General features: G+C 48.4%; 17 protein-coding genes. 3 read left to right on the top strand and 14 right to left on the bottom strand.

The window, feature by feature from the left end; all coding sequences use genetic code 11:
- The gene (locus CWI78_RS10950; RefSeq protein ID WP_126782847.1) at window positions 1-927 is read left to right on the top strand and encodes a Ppx/GppA family phosphatase; all 927 of its coding nucleotides are present in this window, start codon (window positions 1-3) and stop codon (window positions 925-927) included.
- Here CWI78_RS10950 and hemB read toward each other — a convergent pair.
- From hemB to trmH, 11 genes are read right to left on the bottom strand one after another with little or no spacing between them, the layout of a single operon-like run.
- Complete coding sequence (hemB, locus tag CWI78_RS10945; RefSeq protein WP_126782846.1) at window positions 924-1,931, bottom strand: porphobilinogen synthase; 1,008 nt, start codon at window positions 1,929-1,931, stop codon at window positions 924-926. The genes CWI78_RS10950 and hemB overlap by 4 nt on opposite strands.
- Before the next feature lie 17 nt (window positions 1,932-1,948).
- The gene (locus CWI78_RS10940; protein ID WP_244213122.1) at window positions 1,949-3,727 is read right to left on the bottom strand and encodes a sensor domain-containing diguanylate cyclase; all 1,779 of its coding nucleotides are present in this window, start codon (window positions 3,725-3,727) and stop codon (window positions 1,949-1,951) included.
- Window positions 3,720-4,511 (bottom strand): TatD family hydrolase, encoded by a 792-nt coding sequence (locus tag CWI78_RS10935; protein ID WP_126782845.1) that lies wholly within the window; start codon window positions 4,509-4,511, stop codon window positions 3,720-3,722. Before CWI78_RS10935 ends, CWI78_RS10940 begins: the two co-directional genes overlap by 8 nt.
- A complete protein-coding gene (gene tatC / locus CWI78_RS10930; protein ID WP_126782844.1) occupies window positions 4,501-5,235 on the bottom strand; it encodes a twin-arginine translocase subunit TatC in 735 nt (244 codons plus the stop codon). The genes CWI78_RS10935 and tatC overlap by 11 nt, the downstream gene beginning before the upstream one ends.
- The gene (gene tatB / locus CWI78_RS10925) at window positions 5,232-5,582 is read right to left on the bottom strand and encodes a Sec-independent protein translocase protein TatB (RefSeq protein ID WP_126782843.1); all 351 of its coding nucleotides are present in this window, start codon (window positions 5,580-5,582) and stop codon (window positions 5,232-5,234) included. The genes tatC and tatB overlap by 4 nt, the downstream gene beginning before the upstream one ends.
- Window positions 5,583-5,807, bottom strand: a complete 225-nt coding sequence (tatA, locus tag CWI78_RS10920) for a twin-arginine translocase TatA/TatE family subunit (RefSeq protein ID WP_126782842.1) — start codon at window positions 5,805-5,807, stop codon at window positions 5,583-5,585.
- A 20-nt stretch (window positions 5,808-5,827) separates the two neighbouring features.
- Complete coding sequence (gene ubiB / locus CWI78_RS10915; protein WP_208642051.1) at window positions 5,828-7,489, bottom strand: ubiquinone biosynthesis regulatory protein kinase UbiB; 1,662 nt, start codon at window positions 7,487-7,489, stop codon at window positions 5,828-5,830.
- Between the two features lie 2 nt (window positions 7,490-7,491).
- Window positions 7,492-8,097 carry a ubiquinone biosynthesis accessory factor UbiJ gene (locus CWI78_RS10910; RefSeq protein ID WP_126782840.1) on the bottom strand — a complete coding sequence of 202 codons (606 nt, stop codon included), beginning with the start codon at window positions 8,095-8,097 and terminating at the stop codon, window positions 7,492-7,494.
- Window positions 8,097-8,852 (bottom strand): bifunctional demethylmenaquinone methyltransferase/2-methoxy-6-polyprenyl-1,4-benzoquinol methylase UbiE, encoded by a 756-nt coding sequence (ubiE, locus tag CWI78_RS10905; RefSeq protein WP_126782839.1) that lies wholly within the window; start codon window positions 8,850-8,852, stop codon window positions 8,097-8,099. The genes CWI78_RS10910 and ubiE overlap by 1 nt, the downstream gene beginning before the upstream one ends.
- Before the next feature lie 41 nt (window positions 8,853-8,893).
- Window positions 8,894-10,975, bottom strand: a complete 2,082-nt coding sequence (gene recG / locus CWI78_RS10900; protein WP_126782838.1) for an ATP-dependent DNA helicase RecG — start codon at window positions 10,973-10,975, stop codon at window positions 8,894-8,896.
- A gap of 9 nt (window positions 10,976-10,984) precedes the next feature.
- Complete coding sequence (gene trmH / locus CWI78_RS10895) at window positions 10,985-11,668, bottom strand: tRNA (guanosine(18)-2'-O)-methyltransferase TrmH (RefSeq protein ID WP_126782837.1); 684 nt, start codon at window positions 11,666-11,668, stop codon at window positions 10,985-10,987.
- A gap of 96 nt (window positions 11,669-11,764) precedes the next feature.
- Between trmH and CWI78_RS10890 the strand changes: the two genes are divergently transcribed.
- Window positions 11,765-12,973, top strand: a complete 1,209-nt coding sequence (locus CWI78_RS10890) for an EAL and HDOD domain-containing protein (RefSeq protein WP_126782836.1) — start codon at window positions 11,765-11,767, stop codon at window positions 12,971-12,973.
- 7 nt (window positions 12,974-12,980) lie between these two features.
- On the opposite strand, the gene CWI78_RS10885 is transcribed toward CWI78_RS10890, so the two are convergent.
- Window positions 12,981-14,510, bottom strand: a complete 1,530-nt coding sequence (locus tag CWI78_RS10885) for a bifunctional GNAT family N-acetyltransferase/carbon-nitrogen hydrolase family protein (RefSeq protein ID WP_126782835.1) — start codon at window positions 14,508-14,510, stop codon at window positions 12,981-12,983.
- Between the two features lie 124 nt (window positions 14,511-14,634).
- Here CWI78_RS10885 and CWI78_RS10880 point away from each other — a divergent pair, with 124 nt between their 5' ends.
- Window positions 14,635-15,975 (top strand): Na+/H+ antiporter NhaC family protein, encoded by a 1,341-nt coding sequence (locus CWI78_RS10880; RefSeq protein WP_126782834.1) that lies wholly within the window; start codon window positions 14,635-14,637, stop codon window positions 15,973-15,975.
- On the opposite strand, the gene CWI78_RS10875 is transcribed toward CWI78_RS10880, so the two are convergent.
- Both CWI78_RS10875 and spoT read right to left on the bottom strand, forming a co-directional pair.
- Window positions 15,976-16,368, bottom strand: a complete 393-nt coding sequence (locus tag CWI78_RS10875) for a RidA family protein (protein WP_126782833.1) — start codon at window positions 16,366-16,368, stop codon at window positions 15,976-15,978.
- Between the two features lies 1 nt (window position 16,369).
- Window positions 16,370-18,475 (bottom strand): bifunctional GTP diphosphokinase/guanosine-3',5'-bis pyrophosphate 3'-pyrophosphohydrolase, encoded by a 2,106-nt coding sequence (gene spoT / locus CWI78_RS10870; protein ID WP_126782832.1) that lies wholly within the window; start codon window positions 18,473-18,475, stop codon window positions 16,370-16,372.
- Window positions 18,476-18,573: the final 98 nt, after the last annotated feature.

Raw genomic sequence — 18,573 nt, 5'->3', positions numbered from 1 at the left:
ATGCCAGCCAAAAAGCGCAAACTTGCTGCCATCGACATGGGATCCAACAGTTTTCACCTGTTGATGGCAGAAGTTTCAATGACCGGGTTCTTTCCTAAACCCCGTATTATTGCCCGCCATAAGCAGAAGGTTCGTCTAGCTGATGGTCTGGACGATAATGACAGCATTGATGATGCCGCCATTTCACGCGGGGTTAACTGCCTGAACTTATTTTCAAATGAGCTCGAACGCTTTCAGCCTCATGCAGTTAAAGCGGTGGCAACCGCTGCGTTGCGTAAAGCCAGTAATCAAGCCCAACTTCTTGAAAAGTTTGAAACTGTACTGGGCTCTCCTATAGAAATCATTACCGGTGAACGTGAAGCTGAATTAATTTACGCTGGCGTTTGCAGTGCCTCCCAATGCCGGGACAAAGTCCTGGTCATTGATATTGGTGGCGCCAGCACTGAAGTGATTGCCGGTAACGGATCGCAGGCTAACATACTCAACAGCCTTGATATGGGCTGTGTGGTTTTCCAAAATCGCTTCTTTAAGCAGGGTCACATTGACAGCAACAGCATTGACCAAGCCATTCGGTCGGCTGAGCAATTGCTGTCGCCGCACGTTAATGATTACCAACAGCATGGCTGGTTAAGAGTGCTGGGTGCATCCGGTACCTTTCGCGCGGTTAGTGAGATTGCGGCAGCAGAAGGGCAGCAAATACTCACCAGCCAGTGGTTAGGCAAACTGATTCAACGCTGTATTGAACAAGGGAAAGTTGAACGTCTTAATTTTTCCGGGTTACGGGATGATCGTCGCGCTGTCTTAGTTGGTGGAATCACCATACTATTTGCCGTACTGAAAACACTTAACGTCGATAAATTTGAGGTGACTACGGGTGCGCTGCGCGAGGGCTTACTCGCACAGCTGGCTAATGAAATCACGGCTTAACGTTTTTTCTCAGCCAAACGTTCAGCAACCGCTTTTGCGAAGTAACTGAGAATACCGTCTGCACCTGCACGCTTAAAACTTAACAAGCTCTCTTCAATAACGTCCTGTCCCAGCCAGCCATTAGCAATCGCGGCCTGTAACATGGCGTATTCACCACTCACCTGATAAGCAAACGTTGGTACACCAAAGTTATCTTTTACCCGGCGCACAACATCCAAATACGGCATCCCTGGTTTTACCATCACCATATCGGCACCTTCCTGGATATCCAGTGCTATTTCCTGCAAAGCCTCATCTGAGTTTGCCGGGTCCATCTGATAGGTCTTTTTGTTGCCACCCTTCAGGTTTCCGGAAGAGCCGACAGCATCGCGGAATGGCCCGTAAAACGCACTGGCGTATTTAGCTGAGTACGCCATAATTTGTGTGTTAATAAAGCCTTCAGATTCCAGTGCACTTCGAATCGCACCGATGCGACCGTCCATCATATCCGACGGCGCCACAACGTCAGCGCCTGCGCGCGCATGAGACAAGGCCTGCTTGACTAAAATATCGGTCGTAATATCGTTCTGTACATAACCGCTGTCATCGATAATGCCGTCCTGGCCATGAGTCGTGAACGGATCCAGAGCAACGTCGGTCATAACACCCAGTTCAGGAAACTTCGCTTTTATCGCTTTTACCGCACGCTGTGCTAATCCATTATCGTCATAGGCAGCCTCTGCCAACTCTGACTTTGCCGATGCGGGAGTAACCGGAAACAACGCGACCATCGGAATGCCCAAACCAACCAGCTCCTTGCACTCCAGGAGCAATAAATCGATACTGACACGCTCAACCCCAGGCATTGAGCTGACCTGTTCGCGCTGATTTTCACCTTCCAACACAAACATAGGATAAATGAGATCATCAACGCTTAACTGGTTTTCCGCCACAAGCCGTCGGCTAAAATCGTGGCGGCGTAAACGTCGCAGGCGTCTGCCCGGAAAAGTACCCTGGATTGTCATTTTTGACTCCTGATTAGTTACTGCACCGCAATTCTGTCACGGCCTTCATGTTTTGCTGCGTACAACGCATCATCGGCGGCTTTAAAGAGTTCATCAACATTATCGAAAATACGTACACTGGTGGAGATAACCCCGATACTTAATGTGATCTTAAGCAAACCGGCATCGGTTTCAAACTCGGTTTCCCGAATTTGCTCAAGTAACTGCGCCGCAAAAACTTCAGCATCTGCAACGTCGGTTTCCGGAAGAATGATGGCAAACTCTTCACCGCCGTACCGACAAACAATATCAGCGGCTCTTTTCGCGTGTTTTTGCATTAAGCTGGCCAGCTGTTGCAAAATTTGATCGCCGGCTAAATGCCCGTGAGTGTCGTTAACCGGTTTAAAGTGATCAACGTCTATCATTAACAACGCCAGCGGTAACTCGCGACGTAAGGTTCGTCTTAATTCACGCTCCAGGTGTTGCTGGAAGTAACGACGATTATAAAGCCCGGTTAGTGGGTCTTCTGTGTTCTTCTGCTCCAGTTCAGTATTCACGTCCTGCAGCTCCCGCAAAGCCACCTGCAACTCAAACGTGCGTTCATCAACGCTTTCTTCCAGTTCGCGATTATGCCGCTGCTCTGCCTCCAGCCGTTCTTTACGTTGTTCGCTGTAACGCACCGCCAGTACCCAGGATAACAGGAGAATCTCAATACCCGAGCCAATCATAATGGCGTGGCGCTGAATGAACATGCTATCGATAACACCAAGGTAACCCAGCGAGTTGGCAACAACAGACACTAATAGACTACACCAGGCTAACGTGAAAATGCGGGCGTACAAAAATCCTTTGCGCCACAGATAGGCGCCAACAAGTAGCAGAAACAAACATCCGGGTACTGCCATGCTCAGTAAAACATGGATGCTGATTCGATAGCTCGCGAAAATGGCAATTAACAAACTGATAGCCGAAAGAAAAGCCATGACCATCAGTCCTCGGCCCCAGGTATATCGGTAGCGCTTTAATTCCAGTAACTGGTAAGCAAACAAGGCGGCCGTTAAGAACGTTAAACTCCCAAATATGGGAATTCCTTTTTCTTGCAAATACAAAGAGTTAGGCCATAAATAATGAAACCCAAGCCCTTCTAACGACAACATCAGTCCGGCAAAAAATAAAGTATAAAGCGAATAAACCCCAAACTCCGGTTCACGGGAAGCAATAAACCCAAACAGGTTATAAACGGCCATACAGAGCAAAACGCCAAAGTAGATCCCTTCAGCAATACGGCGATTCATCTGGGTTTCAAAAAAGCCAACTTCGGTTCTTACCGCTATGGGCAACCGCATTGAGCTCTGCGTGTTTGCTTTGATATAAATCTCGCCGCTGGTATTTTCGGATAGAGGTACGGCAAACTCTGAAGTCGGTATCGGTCTCTCACTAAAGGGGATGGTGTCACCCATATGATAGGTTTTCACCCCTTCAGACTGAATCAGGTAAATAGTCAGCTCATCTAATAGCGGGTAAGCAATATGCAAAATACGGTCGTAGGGTTTGCTTTCAAGTTTAAAGCGGAACCAGTACTCATCACGGGTGTAACCAAAGGATGCACGATCCGTTTCCAACGGTGACCACTGGGCAACGGATAAATTTCTGGCGGTTTCCAAATCCAGTTTTTCTTCACTGTGAGTGTATTCAATTGCAAGTTTCGACTGGCTTGTCGGCAACAGTTGCGCCTGAGCCGCAGGCGCTAGCATGAATAGGACAGTGAAAGCTGTCGCTAACCATATCAACACCTTAAGCGAAAAAGCTTTAGTCACTGCGTTCTCCCAGTCTAAAAAAGCGTTCTGCATTTTCACGAGTTAACTCTGCCAACGTCTCTGTTGATAGATTCAGGTAACCCGCTAAGGTTTCACCAACCGCAGGTAACAGTCGCGGCTCATTCATTTTAGGGCGCGGCTTAACCCCTCTGGGCAACAAAAACGGCGCATCGGTTTCCAGCACCAGTCTGTCGAGCGGCAAATTAGGCAACGCCGCTACTAACTCCTGATTACGTCGGTCATCACATACCCACCCGGTAATACCAAACCAGTGGCCGCGCTCAGAATAGCGGGCGAGAGCCTCGGCACCACCAGTAAAACAATGAGTTAGGCATGGGGTAGAGTCCAGGCAATACTGGTTCAGTAATGTAATTTGTCGCTCAATTGCATCGCGTTCGTGCAAATATAACGGCAAATCTAACTCATTAGCCAGCTCAATTTGCTTAATAAACACGTCTTCCTGCGCTGATCGGGGAGAATAGTTACGATTAAAATCCAGACCACACTCCCCAATAGCAACCACGGCAGGATGCTGGGCTAACTCTTTTAGCTTTTGTTTGTAATCGGCAGGCGCTTCACCGGCATCATGAGGGTGAATACCCACCGTCATCACCAATTGCTCAGGATATTGCTGACACAACTCAAGCGCCTGTTCGGCTTCCTCAATAGAGGTTGATATGATCAGTTGCTTCCGCACTTCTGCCTGTTGGGCCCTCAGCATGACGCCATCCAGGTCTTTCAGCAATCGCTTATTGGTTAGATTGACGCCCGCATCAAACCACATCGTCCTCTTCCTTTTCACCCGGCGTATACCAACGACTGACTTGTAAGCCTAACTCAAACAACAGCCACATGGGTATTGCCAGCAAAGTTTGAGAAATAACATCCGGAGGCGTTAACAACATTCCTATAGCAAAGGCGCCAACGATAATATAAGGCCGTTTTTTCGCTAGCGACTCTCGACTACAGGTTCCGGTCCAAATAAGCAACATAATGGCAACTGGTGTTTCAAACGCAATACCAAAAGCGACGAAAATGGCTAAAACAAAGTCGAGGTAACGAGATATATCGGTGGCTACTGTGACACCTTCTGGTGCTGCACCGGTAAAAAACGCCATAGCAATGGGCAAAACCACAAAGTAGGCAAAGGCTATCCCTGCATAAAAAAGCAGTGTACTGGTGGCCAAAAGCGGAATGACCAAGCGTTTTTCGCGCCCATATAAACCGGGGGCAATAAATCCCCAGACTTGCCACAGCAAATAAGGAACGGCCAACGCCAACGCCACGACCAAAGTTAATTTAAAGGGAGTGAAAAAAGGGGCTGCGACGTCTGTCGCTATCATTTGCGTGCCGAGCGGCATGTTACTGAGCAAAGGTTGTGCAACAAAATGGTAAATGTCATTAGCAAAATAAGCCAATGCAGCAAACACGACTAAAATAACCAGCACCGAGCGTAATAGTCGGTTTCTCAATTCGAGTAAATGATCCAGTAAAGGTGAATCACTCATTCGGCACCTTTATCCGTGTTCGTTTTAGGCTTCTCTTCAGACTCGGAAGCTGGCTTAGAATAAGGGCGCTGAACATCGGCTGCGGCACTTCTTAGCTCCACCAAAGAACGTTGCAACTCGGGGCTTAAGTTCTCTAAATCCTGACTTTCAGCTTTCTTTAAATGCTCGTGCAACTCTTTTATGCGCAGTTCATGATCAAGTTCACTCTGCACTTTCTGAGAATACTGTTTGATACCGGAAACGGTTCTCTGCAAGCCACGAAGGGCTGAGGGCAGGCGCTCGGGGCCGAGTACCAGCAAGCCAACTATCGCTATAAGCAATAACTCCCAGAAACCAATATCAAACATTTACGACTTCCCGGACTTATCCGAATCTGACTGGTCGTCATGTTCTTCTTTGTGTTGCAGCGAATCATCGTCTTTATCTTTACTGTCGGTTTCGTCACCCATTGATTTTTTAAAGCCTTTTACCGCATTACCTAAGTCGGAGCCCAGGTTACGAAGACGTTTGGTGCCGAACAGCAAGACAACAATGACCAACAATATGAGTAACTGCCAAGGTGATACACCCATTTTATTTCCTACCGTTTGAGTTAAATAAGTTCACTATGTGTGGTTTTAGGTCGGGTTCGCCAGGCCATAATCCCCAACAAAACAGTAATAATCCCCGAACCAATGGTAACCTCAGATAATTCGGCCTGGTTCCAAAGCAATGTCGTACAAATTAAGCCACTGCCGGTTAATACTGTCCAGAACAAAGAGGTTGAGGCTTGCTTCTGTGTTAACAACTGCTGCTTTCGCAACTGCCTTTCGCGTTCATCAATATTATGTTGCTGACGCAGGTTTTCATATAGCATCATCGGCATCTCAGGCAGTTTCTCAGCCCAATAAGGCGCGTTTTCTTTGACTGACCTAACGATAGCGCGCCAGCCTAATTGTTCATTCATCCAGCGTTCTAGAAATGGCTTCGCGGTTTTCCACAAGTCCAGCTCCGGGTACAGCTGACGACCTAACCCTTCAATGTACAATAAGGTTTTTTGCAGTAAAACCAACTGCGGCTGAACTTCCATCTCAAAACGGCGGGCTGTATTAAACAAATTAATCAGAACATGCCCGAACGAGATCTCCGCCAACGGCTTTTCAAAAATAGGCTCACAAACCGTTCTTATGGCAGACTCGAACTCTTCAATATTGGTATGCTTGGGTACCCAACCTGAATCAACATGCAGCTCGGCAACTTTGCGGTAATCGCGGTTAAAAAAGGCCAGAAAGTTTTCCGCTAAATAGCGTTTGTCGTCACGGTTAAGGGTTCCGACAATACCAAAATCAATGCCAATATAACGCGGGTTTCGTGGGTCATCTTTCGCCACAAAAATATTACCCGGATGCATGTCTGCGTGGAAAAAACTGTCGCGGAACACCTGGGTAAAAAACACCTCAACGCCCCGCTCAGCCAGCTTCTTCATATCCACGCCACGAGCTTGCAGAGTAGCAATGTCACTCACCGGAATACCATCAATACGCTCCATCACCATCACGTTGTGACGACTGTAGTCACTGTAAACAACCGGGATATAAAGCATATCTGAGTTTTCAAAATTGCGTTTTAGCTGTATCGCATTGCCAGCTTCACGCATTAAGTCTAACTCATCCAATAGTGTTTTTCGGTACTCTTTAACGACCTCTTTAGGTTTTAATCGCCTCCCGTCAGGCAAGTGATTAGCTGCAACCGAAGCCAGCGTTTCCATCAATTCTAAATCCGCGTTAATGGTTTCTCGAATATCCGGACGAATAACCTTTATGACGATATCCGTTAACTCACCGTCTCTTTTTTTCAGTTTACCGGTGTGCACCTGAGCAATTGAAGCTGAGGCTAAAGGCGTTGTGTCAAAATCGGTAAAACAGTCATCAATACTCTGCAACCCTAGAGATTTTTCGATAATACGCTGTGCGGCATGCCCGTCGAAAGGAGGCACTTTGTCTTGCAGGCGTGCCAACTCAATCGCAATATCAGGCGGTAATAAGTCGCGGCGGGTTGAGAGCATTTGGCCAAACTTAACCCATACCGGACCGAGCTCTTCAAGCGCCAGTCTTAAACGCACACCGGCAGGTTTGTCTTTATGCTTATTGGGCATCCAGAACACAGCGTGGCGGCCTAAACGAATAGTCCAGGGCAACCAACGCACAGGGATAAGATCATCTAAACCATAACTCAGTAGTGTTTTGGTGATTTTGTAAAAGCGACGCGTCCGCATCATTAACCCTTCTTCTCACGGCACTGGCGTTCAAGGCGCTCAATTTGAGCCCGCAGCTGTTGTAAATCGGTTTTAAACTGGTCAAATTCAGCTCTTACCGGTAATAGTTTCTTCTCTTCGGTCAACACCCCATGCACCCAGCGCTGCTGCTGTTGCCATCGTGTCTTCACCTGTTCGCGGCTACGGCGCCACAGTTTACCCAGCCAGTAGGCCGGAGCATCCCCAATGGTTTTAGCTAGCTCAGCTTCCCAATCAACGTTTAGTGATTTGAACAAGCTGACGACTTGTTGCGCCAGCATGGGGTCACCATCAATATCCAGTAAATCCGCTTTGATCAGCCGCGTCAGATTGGCTGTGTCCTGCAGTTCAGGCAGCACCCCCATCTCCGTTGCAATACGGCAGTCCACTTCGCTGTCATCGGAAGTACTCAGTTGCACACCGTGGGTGTCTACGCTCACGGTCACTTCAAAAGGTAACTCTTTCAGATGGAAACGCAGCCGTTTCCCGTCCAGACGCCGCAGACGCTCGGCTGACTCCGGGTCTCGATGCAGCAGATTGTTTGCTAACTTCTCGACCAACAAGATGGGAATAAGCGGTAATAGCGTCATCAGAACTTATACCCTCTGTGCAGTGCAACCACGCCGCCGGTCATATTCTGGTAGTCGACTTTCTCGTAACCAGCAGCACTCATCATTGACTTCAATGTTTCCTGGTCCGGGTGCATGCGGATAGATTCCGCCAAATACTGGTAACTGTCAGAGTCGTTAGCAACCACCTGCCCCATTTTTGGCAAAATGTTGAACGAATAAAAGTCGTACACCTGATTCAACGTAGCCGATACCGGCTTAGAAAATTCAAGAATCAACACGCGCCCACCCGGTTTCAATACCCGCAGCATAGAGCGCAGTGCTTTGTCTTTGTCGGTGACATTACGCAAGCCAAAAGCAATAGTAATAACGTCAAACGTATTGTCATCAAACGGCAGTTCTTCGGCATCCGCCTGTACATAACGAACATTACCGATAACGCCGCTGTCGCGCAGTTTATCTCGCCCCACTTTTAGCATGGCGTCGTTAATATCAGCCAGTACCACCTCACCCTCTGAACCAACACGACGTGAAAACTGTGCGGTTAAATCACCGGTTCCGCCGGCAATATCCAATACCTTCATACCGCGGCGAACACCACTGCAATCAATAGTGTAACGCTTCCATAAACGATGAATGCCAAACGACATTAAGTCGTTCATGACATCGTATTTTGCCGCTACCGACTGAAAGACATCGGCGACCAAACTTTTCTTCTGACTGCGGGCAACTTTTTGGTACCCGAAATCAATGGACTCTTCGTTTTTATCGTTCATTCAACTATCCCGAACTGATTTTGTACTAGTGTACTTGATGATCACACCTGAGCATAGTGGTCACGACGTGGTAACCAACGCTCGATTAGCGCCTCTGCGCTTTGTGGGTAGTGCTCTAATACGTGCTGAGCTATATTTTGGGCTTCCGGTATTAGCGCTTCATCGCGCTCTAAATCAGCCACTTTCAATTCCGCTAATCCAGTCTGCCGATGGCCTAGCAATTCACCCGGGCCCCGAATTTCTAAATCTCGCTGCGCAATCACGAAACCGTCGTTACTTTCTCGTAAAACGCCCAGCCGCTGCTGCGCCGTTTGCGACAACGGACTGTGATACAGCAGCACGCAATGACTGGCAACCGAGCCCCGGCCAACCCGACCACGCAACTGGTGCAGCTGAGCTAAGCCCAACCGCTCCGGGTTTTCAATGATCATCAGCGACGCATTAGGAACATCCACCCCAACCTCTATGACCGTTGTGGCCACCAGTAAATCAATATCGCCGCATTTAAACGCCTGCATGACTTGTTCTTTCTGCTCGTGCTTAAGCCGGCCATGCACCAGTCCAATGCTTAAACCCGGGAGTTGCTCTTGCAGATCGTTGGCGGTGTCTTCCGCCGCCTGACATTCAAGTACGTCTGATTCTTCAATAAGCGTACACACCCAGTAAGCCTGACGCCCTTCGGTTGCACAAACCTCGCGCACACGCTCTACTATTTGTGCCCGTCGGGTGTCCGGAATGGCAACCGTCGTAACCGGTGTTCGACCTGGCGGCAATTCGTCAATTACCGACGTAGCAAGGTCGGCATAAGCCGTCATAGCTAAGGTTCGCGGGATGGGCGTTGCGGTCATAATCAATTGATGCGGATGCACACCGGCCTGGACGCCTTTTTCGCGCAGTTGTAACCGTTGATGCACACCAAAGCGGTGTTGTTCATCAATAATAACCAATGCCAGGCGCTGATATTCTACATCTGCCTGAAACAACGCGTGAGTGCCAACCAGTAATTGAATTTCTCCTTGCTTTAACTGTTCCAGTAATTCCTGACGGGACTTACCTTTAGACTTGCCGCTCAACCAAGCCACATGAATACCCAATGGCATCAGCCACTGACTGAAAGTAATGGCGTGTTGTTCAGACAGTAGCTCAGTCGGCGCCATTAGGGCGACCTGGTATCCGGCTTCAATCGCGGCCAAGGCACTCAGCGCTGCAACCAGTGTTTTTCCCGAGCCAACATCCCCCTGCACCAAGCGCATCATTGGCTGGCCCTGCGCCATATCCGCTGTAATTTCTTCTACAACTCTTTCTTGAGCACCGGTAGGGGAAAAGGGGAGTTGCTGCAAAAACGACTGTTGTAATGCGCCATTTCCCTTTATGGTGAAACCCGCCTGAGCCTGTCGGGATTGGCGTAGTTGCAGCAAACTCAGTTGATGCGCAATAAGCTCTTCCGATGCCAGCCGCTGCTGCGCCGGATGATCGCCTTGCTCCAACTGTTCAAGAGGAACATCGACCGGCGGCCGGTGTAAGGTTAAAATGGCTTGTTCGAGGGAGAGTTGATGGGGCCTTAGGTTTTCAGGCAACAGTTCAGGTAAAGATCCGGGCTGAAGGTACGTCAGTGCTTGCTCAACAATCTTACGCAATAGCCCCTGGGTCACACCTTCTGTCATTGGGTAGACCGGTGTCAGGGTTTCTTGCATATTCAGTGGCTCATTAGCTTTAACCACGCGGTATTCCGGGTGAATTATTTCCCAACCTGTCATGCCGCGACGTACTTCACCAAAGGCTAATAACTGCGTGCCTTGCGCAAACTGTTTCAACTGAGCCGCGCTAAACTGAAAAAAGCGCAAACTGATACTACCGGTTTCGTCGCTGGCCTGACAAATCAGCATGCGTTTACGGCCGTACTTAATATCGGCGTGTCGCACCGTCACCAACACGTTGGTGGCCGCACCCATACGCAAATTTGCGACATCAGTCACCTGCGTGCGATCTTCGTATCGCAGCGGCAGATGCAACAGTGCATCACTGACAGAGGCTAAGCCCAACTTGCGCAGCTTAACCGCCACCTTATCGCCGACACCTTTAAGTACCGTCAGTGGAATGTGCTGCAGCCCTTTTACCGCCACCTTTGCTCCTTAATTCTTTGCGCGCATCGCCAGCCACCAGGCTTCATCAGCGACAATTTGTCCATTTTCATCCAGCTCCGGGTAAGGCATATTCTTGCGCTTGCACGCCTTGGCATAAATCGGATGACCACCTTCAAACAACACTCTGTGTCGCTCTTGAGCACTGACCTGTGCTTTGTCGTACAAGCCCGCCAGTTCGCGCTGACGCTGAGCTTCATACAGCATTACCGCACCAGCAACAGATACATTCAGTGACTGTACCATGCCCACCATAGGAATCATCACATGATGATCAGCAATATCCAGCGCCTCGTCGGTTACTCCATACTTTTCCTGGCCAAGTAAAATGGCGGTCGGTTTGGTATAGTCAACCTCGCGAAAGTCGACAGAGTGCTCTGATAAGTGAGTCACCACCACCTGCATGCCTTGCCCCTGAGTGGCCGCCAGCGCCTCGCCAACGGTTTTGTGATTATGGATTTTTACCCAATTTTGACTGCCCAATGCGGTACCACCCGACAAACGCGCCTTTTTGGTCAACCATATCGCGTGCATTTCGTGCACACCTATCGCATCTGCTGAGCGAACCACCGCAGACAAATTATGGTTTTTGTGCACATTTTCCATGACAACGGTCAGGTCTGGCTGGCGTTTATCCAACATTTGATTAATTCGTTGATATCGTTCAGGACTCATTGCTTTTTTATAAAAATAGGACTAGATATAAGCAGTATACCCGAGAGAATCGGTCAGAACTAACCCTATGCCTCATCAAGGAAGACAAGAATAACAATGTCGTACTCCTACATTGCACGACAACCCATATTGACCAGAGACCAGAAAGTTTATGGTTACGAGCTACTTTTCCGGGACAGCACGGCCAATAGCTTTCCTAATATTGATCCAAATGAAGCCACTTCCAAACTGCTTCTGGAGCAACACTTACTGGGTGATATTCAGACGCTTTGCATGGGCAAGCAGGCCTTTATCAATTTTCACGCCCGCACTTTGTTAAACGATTTCCCTTCTTTTTTAAATGCCCGAACGGTCTGGGTCGAGTTGCTGGAGACCGTCGGCGTCGACGCACCTCTGCTTGAGGCCTGCAACGCGACCACCGCTAAAGGTTACCGTATTGCGCTGGACGATCACGACTTTGACGGACAATGGGATCCGGTTATTCCCATGATCAACATGGTCAAAGTTGATATTCAGGAGCAAGGGCTGGACCTTGAAGACAAAATACGATTTTTCAAAGATAAAGGGGTTCCCCTGTTAGCTGAGCGAGTCGAAACTCACGATGAGTTTGAACGCTGTCTGGAGTTAGGCTTTGATTATTTTCAGGGCTTTTTCTTCGAAAAGCCGCAAGTCGTGCAACAGAAGTCATTGGCACCTAACCGTATTAGCATGCTGACACTGTTATCTGAGGTTCATAAAAAGGAGCTCAACTTAACCACCATACGAGAGATCATCGAGCAGGATTTGTCGCTGACATACAGCTTGCTGAAACTGGTTAACAGCGCACTTTATGGCGGCCGAAAGAAAATTGAGAATATTCAGCACGCTTTAGTTTATTTAGGCGACGGAGAAATTCGCCGCTTTGTGACCTTGGTTGTGTTAGCGAATGTCTCGTCAGGACAACCCGAAGAACTCACCATTAAGTCGGTTACCCGTGCCCGCTTTATGGAGTTAGTCACCACAGCAATCCTAAATGAAAAACACCGATCCAGTGCTTTTTTGACCGGCATGCTCTCGTTACTGGATATTATACTGGGGGTATCGATGGATGATCTCCTCAAGCAATTACCACTCTCTTCAGAAATAACCAAAGCTTTGAAACACCGCGAAGGGGTCTGGGGTTACTTGCTGCAAATGACTGAAATTTATGAACGCGGAGAGTGGGATGCGCTGGATAAACACCCTTTAAAACAGAAATTAAACGGCACCGATATTGGCCAGCTCTACATTGATGCCAGCCAATGGTGCCGTTTAGCGCTATTCTAGAATAGCCTTAGCCTGAAAGCTTGCGTGATACTTCATAAATATCAGTACGACGGTCTTTTTTATTCGTAACCGAGCCTTCATGATGTAAATAACGTAATTCATCCAGGTTCAAGTCGGAGAACATCAGCATTTCAGTATTCGGAGTGGTTTCCGACATAATCGCGTCATGCGGGAAGGCGAAGTCCGAAGGTGAGAATACGGCCGACTGCGCATATTGCACATCCAGACTTTCCACTTCAGGTAAGTTGCCGACACTCCCACAAATCACCACATAGCATTCGTTCTCTACCGCACGAGCCTGAGCACAATGGCGCACGCGTAAATAGGCATTGCGGGTATCCGTCCAGAATGGAACAAACAAAATTTCCAGACCCTCATCTGCCATTATGCGGCCAAGTTCAGGAAACTCCACGTCATAACAAATTAAAATGCCAATACGTCCGGCATCGGTATCAAAAACCTTAACTTCATTGCCGCCTTCGATAACCCAGTCGCGCTTTTCGTGCGGAGTAATATGCAGCTTGTACTGTTCTTCTACCGAGCCATCGCGGCGGCACAAATACGATACGTTATAAATCGTGTCGCCATCCTGAACTGGCATAGAGCCGGTAATGATATTAACGTTGTAACTAACGGCCATTTGCGACATTTCACGTTTGAACAGCTCGGTGTACCCAGCCAGAAAACGAATCGCATCCATCTGCTGACTCTGATCGGTTAAGCCCATCAACGGTGCGTTGAAAAACTCCGGAAATACTGCAAAGTCACTTTGGTAACCCGACAGGGCGTCAACAAAGTATTCCACTTGTTTCAGCAACTCTTCCACCGATTCGACCGAGCGCATTTGCCACTGTACAGCACCGACACGAACGTTTTGAATTCGGGTGGTGAGAATGTTGTCCGAAGGTTCGTAGAGAAAATTATTCCATTCCAGCAAAGTCGCAAACCCACGTGACTTTTCATCCTCCGGCAAATACTTACCCAACAGACGCTTTACACTGAAATCGTTGGCCAGCTGGAAGGTCAAAATCGGGTCATAAATTTCACGCCGCTGCACTTTATCCAAGTATTGGCTTGGCGTCAGTTCGTTAGAATACTTGTGGTAATTAACAATGCGCCCACCGGCTAAAATGGCTCGTAAATTGGCCTGACGGCATAACTCTTTACGTGCATCGTACAAACGACGGCCCAGACGGTAGCCTCGGTACTCAGGGTGAATTAACACATCCAGACCGTAGAGCGCATCGCCTTTTTTGTTATTCAGAATCGCTTCTCTGTGACCAATTAAGTCGTCATAAGCGTGAGGGTTAGAGAACTTGGTGTACTCAACCTTAACCGTTAACGCGACCCCGACAATACGGCCATTATCCTCCAGACAAAACTGGCCTTCGGAAAAATCCTTTATCAGCTTTTCTATCGTAAACTGACTCCAGGAACCGCCTATATCTCTATAAACAGCGTCCATTAGCGCTTTTAACTGTTCGTAATCTTCCAGCCGCAAATTTCGTATTTGCAAATGCAGTTCATCGGGGCTCATTATCTCTATCCTGATCTAAAACAACTTAGTCGACAGTCTACACGTAATTGGAATAAGGTTGCATCAGGATAATTAGCTGTATAAACTTCTGGACGTCCAAATAAAAAAATAATAAGGCTGACACATGACCAATGCTTCGCCACAACCGGCTAGCGCTAAAGCGCTGTTACCTCTAGCGTTATTCTTAGTTTTGTTCTTAGGAACCGGGCTGTACTTTCAAAGTGAAGGGGTCGAATACGCGTTTTACCAATTGCCCAGCCCGGTTGCGATTCTACCAGCGATAGTGCTGGGCATTCTGCTCAGTAAGCAAGCTTTTGAAGAACGCATTGAGACTTTCGTGGGTGGTGTCGGCGACAACAACATCATTACCATGTGTTTAATTTATTTATTGGCCGGTGCCTTTTCCACGGTAGCAGAAGCCACCGGCGGTGTGGACGCCATGGTAGCTTTAGGCCTGAACATTATCCCCCCGTCTTTTCTGTTACCCGGACTGTTCATCATAGCGGGTGTTATCTCCACAGCGATGGGAACTTCTATGGGCACATTAGCTGCACTGGCGCCAGTCGTTCTGGGTATTGGCGAAGCAACCGATATCAGCCTGCCGTTGTTGGCCGGAGTTTTAGTCAGTGGTGCCATGTTTGGTGATAACTTATCCATCATCTCTGATACCACTATTGCCGCAACTCGTACACAGGGTTGTACCATGCGGGATAAGTTTCGCGCCAACTTAAAAATTGCGATACCCGCCGCTATTTTCACCGTTATTTGGTTAATTACTTACGATACCAGTCAGGTACCGTTAGAAATACCGGAAGCCAACCTGTGGCTGTCGTTGCCTTACTTCGCCATTATTGTACTGGCGGTGATGGGGCTTAACGTATTTGCTGTACTGGGCCTTGGTATTGTTTTAGCGGCCGCTTTTGGCATGTTCACCGTCGGCTATGAGTGGGTCACTTTCAGTCAGGATATTTACGAAGGCTTTGGCAGCATGCAGGAAATTTTCTTGCTGTCATTGCTCATTGGTGGTTTATCGGCATTAATTCGCCAGCAGGGCGGGCTAGCTTTCTTAGCCGCTTTTGTCGAAAGCGCAGCCAACAAAGTGAGTAAACACAAGCAACGCGCTTCCGCCATTGGGGTAGCCGCACTGACTGCTCTGACGAACTTCTGTGTTGCTAACAACACGGTCAGCATTTTATTAGCCGGTGAGGTCAGCAAGCGTCTGGCAAAAGTGGGGAATTTAGCGCCGCGCCAAAGCGCCAGCTTACTGGATATTTTTGCCTGCGTCGTACAAGGTGCATTACCCTATGGGGCGCAAGCTTTGCTCATGGGGGCCAGCTTTAAAATTTCACCGTTATCGGTCAGTCTGCATACGGGGTATTGTTTTATTCTGGCAGCCGTAGCTATTGCCATTATCATCTGGCGTCGCCCTCTGGAGGACAGAGAGCCGACACCAGCATCGGCTTAATTAATTGGTACTAGGTAATTCCATAATACCGTCAATTTCAATCTGCGCGCCTTTCGGTAATTGCTTCACGCCGATAGCCGCGCGAGCCGGGTATGGCTGTCTGAAGTGTTTTGCCATCACTTCATTCACAATCGCGAACTGGCCCAGGTCGGTCAGATAAATCTGCAGCTTGACCATATCCTGTAGCTCAGCACCGGAGGCTTCACAGACTGCCGTCAGGTTTTTAAAAACCTGCTCAGCCTGAGCAGTAAAGTCTTCACTGACCAACTCCATGGTTTCAGGAACCAGAGGGATCTGCCCCGAAAGGTAAACGGTGGTACCAATTTTTACCGCTTGCGAATAAGTGCCGATAGCTGCGGGCGCTTTATCCGTTGAAATAATTACTTTAGACATATTACTTCCTTAAGCGCGTCACGCGCTGAACATCCGGCATTTTACGAATATGACGTATCACATCCGCTAAATGTTTACGGTTTTTTATCGTTAAAGCCACATCAATGAAATAAATGTTGGCATCAATTTCTTCGGTCTGCAGACCATCAATATTACAACCCGTGGTTGCAATTGACGAGGTTAACTTCGCCAATACACCCTGGTTATTGACAATTTCAATGCGAATTTCTGAAATAAATTCAGCTTCCGGTTTGTTATCCCACTCAACCGGGAAGTAACGGCCCGGGTCATCTTCGTGTCCGCGCACGTTTTTGCATTCGCGACGGTGAATGACCAAACCCTTCCCGGGACTCACATGGGCAATAATATCATCACCCGGAATAGGCCGGCAGCACTTAGCGAAACTTACCAGCAGGCCTTCAGCCCCTTTTATTGATAAACTTTTTTGCGATGCATTGTCATCTTTTATCGGTTGTAAATCACCCAGTAAACGCTTCGCAATGGCAATCGACATCATGTTACCTAAGCCAATTTGCTTTAGCAGGTTCTCACGGGTATCCATTTTTGTTTCCTGCAACACCCGGTTAAATTCCGACTCTGGTATCTCGTCGTAACTCACCTGGCCTAAGGCGGAACGCAGCAAACGCTCACCTAGCTGTTGCGCTTCGTCAGCTTCCTGACTTTTCAGGTACTGACGAATTTTAGCGCGGGCCTTGCCCGTTACCACAAAGTTGAGCCAGGCAATATTGGGCCGAGAATTCGGTGCGGTTTTTATCTCAACCGTTTGTCCGGTTTCCAGCGGCTTGCTTAACGAATAAGTACGATGATTAACTCTCGCTCCAATACAGGTGTTACCAACATCGGTATGAACCGCGTAAGCAAAGTCTACCGCGGTTGCCCCCTGAGGCAACTCGGTAATACGCCCGTCAGGGCTGAATACGTATATTTCATCGGGGAATAAATCAGATTTAACGCTTTCAATAAACTCAAAGGAATTACCTGCACTTTGTTGCAACTCTAACAGGCTCTGCATCCACTTACGGGCTCTTACCTGAGCGGTGGTACTCGAGTCATCCGATTGTTTGTACATCCAATGCGCTGCGACGCCCCGGTCTGCCATCAGATCCATCTCTTCGGTGCGGATCTGAATTTCGACCGGCACGCCGTGCGGGCCTTTTAACGAGGTATGCAAAGACTGATAGCCATTTGACTTAGGAATCGCAATGTAGTCTTTAAACCGCGTTTCAATGGGCTTATACAAATTGTGCAGCGCCCCCAGTACCCGGTAGCAGGTATCCACACTGTCAACAATGACCCGGAACGCATAAATGTCCATGACCTGCTCAAACTTAACTTCTTTGGCCTGCATTTTCCGGTAAATACTGTGCAGATGCTTTTCACGGCCGAATACCCGCGCTTTAATATTATTACCGTCAAGTCGGGAGTTAATTTCGCTTTGCACACGTTCAGTAAACTCACGACGGTTACCACGGGCGCGCTTTACTTCCGACTCCAGCAATTTTCCACGCCAGGGGTACAGCGCCCAGAAGCCCAGTTGCTCTAATTCGTTTTTAATATCGTGCATACCCAGGCGGTGGGCTAAAGGGGCATAAATTTCTAATGTTTCGCGGGCGATACGGCGACGTTTGTCGGGGCGGAGATGCTGAATAGTTCGCATGTTGTGGGTGCGGTCAGCCAGTTTAATCAAAATAACCCGAATATCCTGCACCATCGCCATAATCATCTTGCGATAGTTTTCGGCCTGGGCCTCTTCTTTGGAGTTAAACTGCAGTTTATCCAGTTTAGACACACCCTCCACCAAGCTGGCAACGGTAGCACCAAAGCGCTCGGCTAAGTCTTCCCGGCTGGTTTCGGTATCTTCAATCACATCGTGCAGTAGGGCTGCCATCAGCGTTTCACAGTCCAGCCTCATATCAGCAAGCAGACTGGCAACCGCAACCGGGTGAGTAATATAAGGCTCACCACTGCTGCGTTTTTGCGAACTGTGGGCTTCGTTTGCTACAACAAAGGCATCACGAATACGTTCCACCTGCTCAGACGGAAGATACTCACTAACTTGAGCCTTTAAGCCTTCAAATAAGTACACCAGTTAACTCCCCGGGTCACACCGGACTTATGAATATACTTTCAGAATAAGGGGATTTGACAGAATTGCCAACGGCAGTGGTGCCGTTGGCGAAAAGA

Source organism: Idiomarina ramblicola (assembly GCF_003987255.1).
Lineage (GTDB): Bacteria > Pseudomonadota > Gammaproteobacteria > Enterobacterales > Alteromonadaceae > Idiomarina > Idiomarina ramblicola.
The sequence above is the reverse complement of the archived record's forward strand: the minus strand, read 5'-3'. Positions and strand labels throughout refer to the sequence as shown.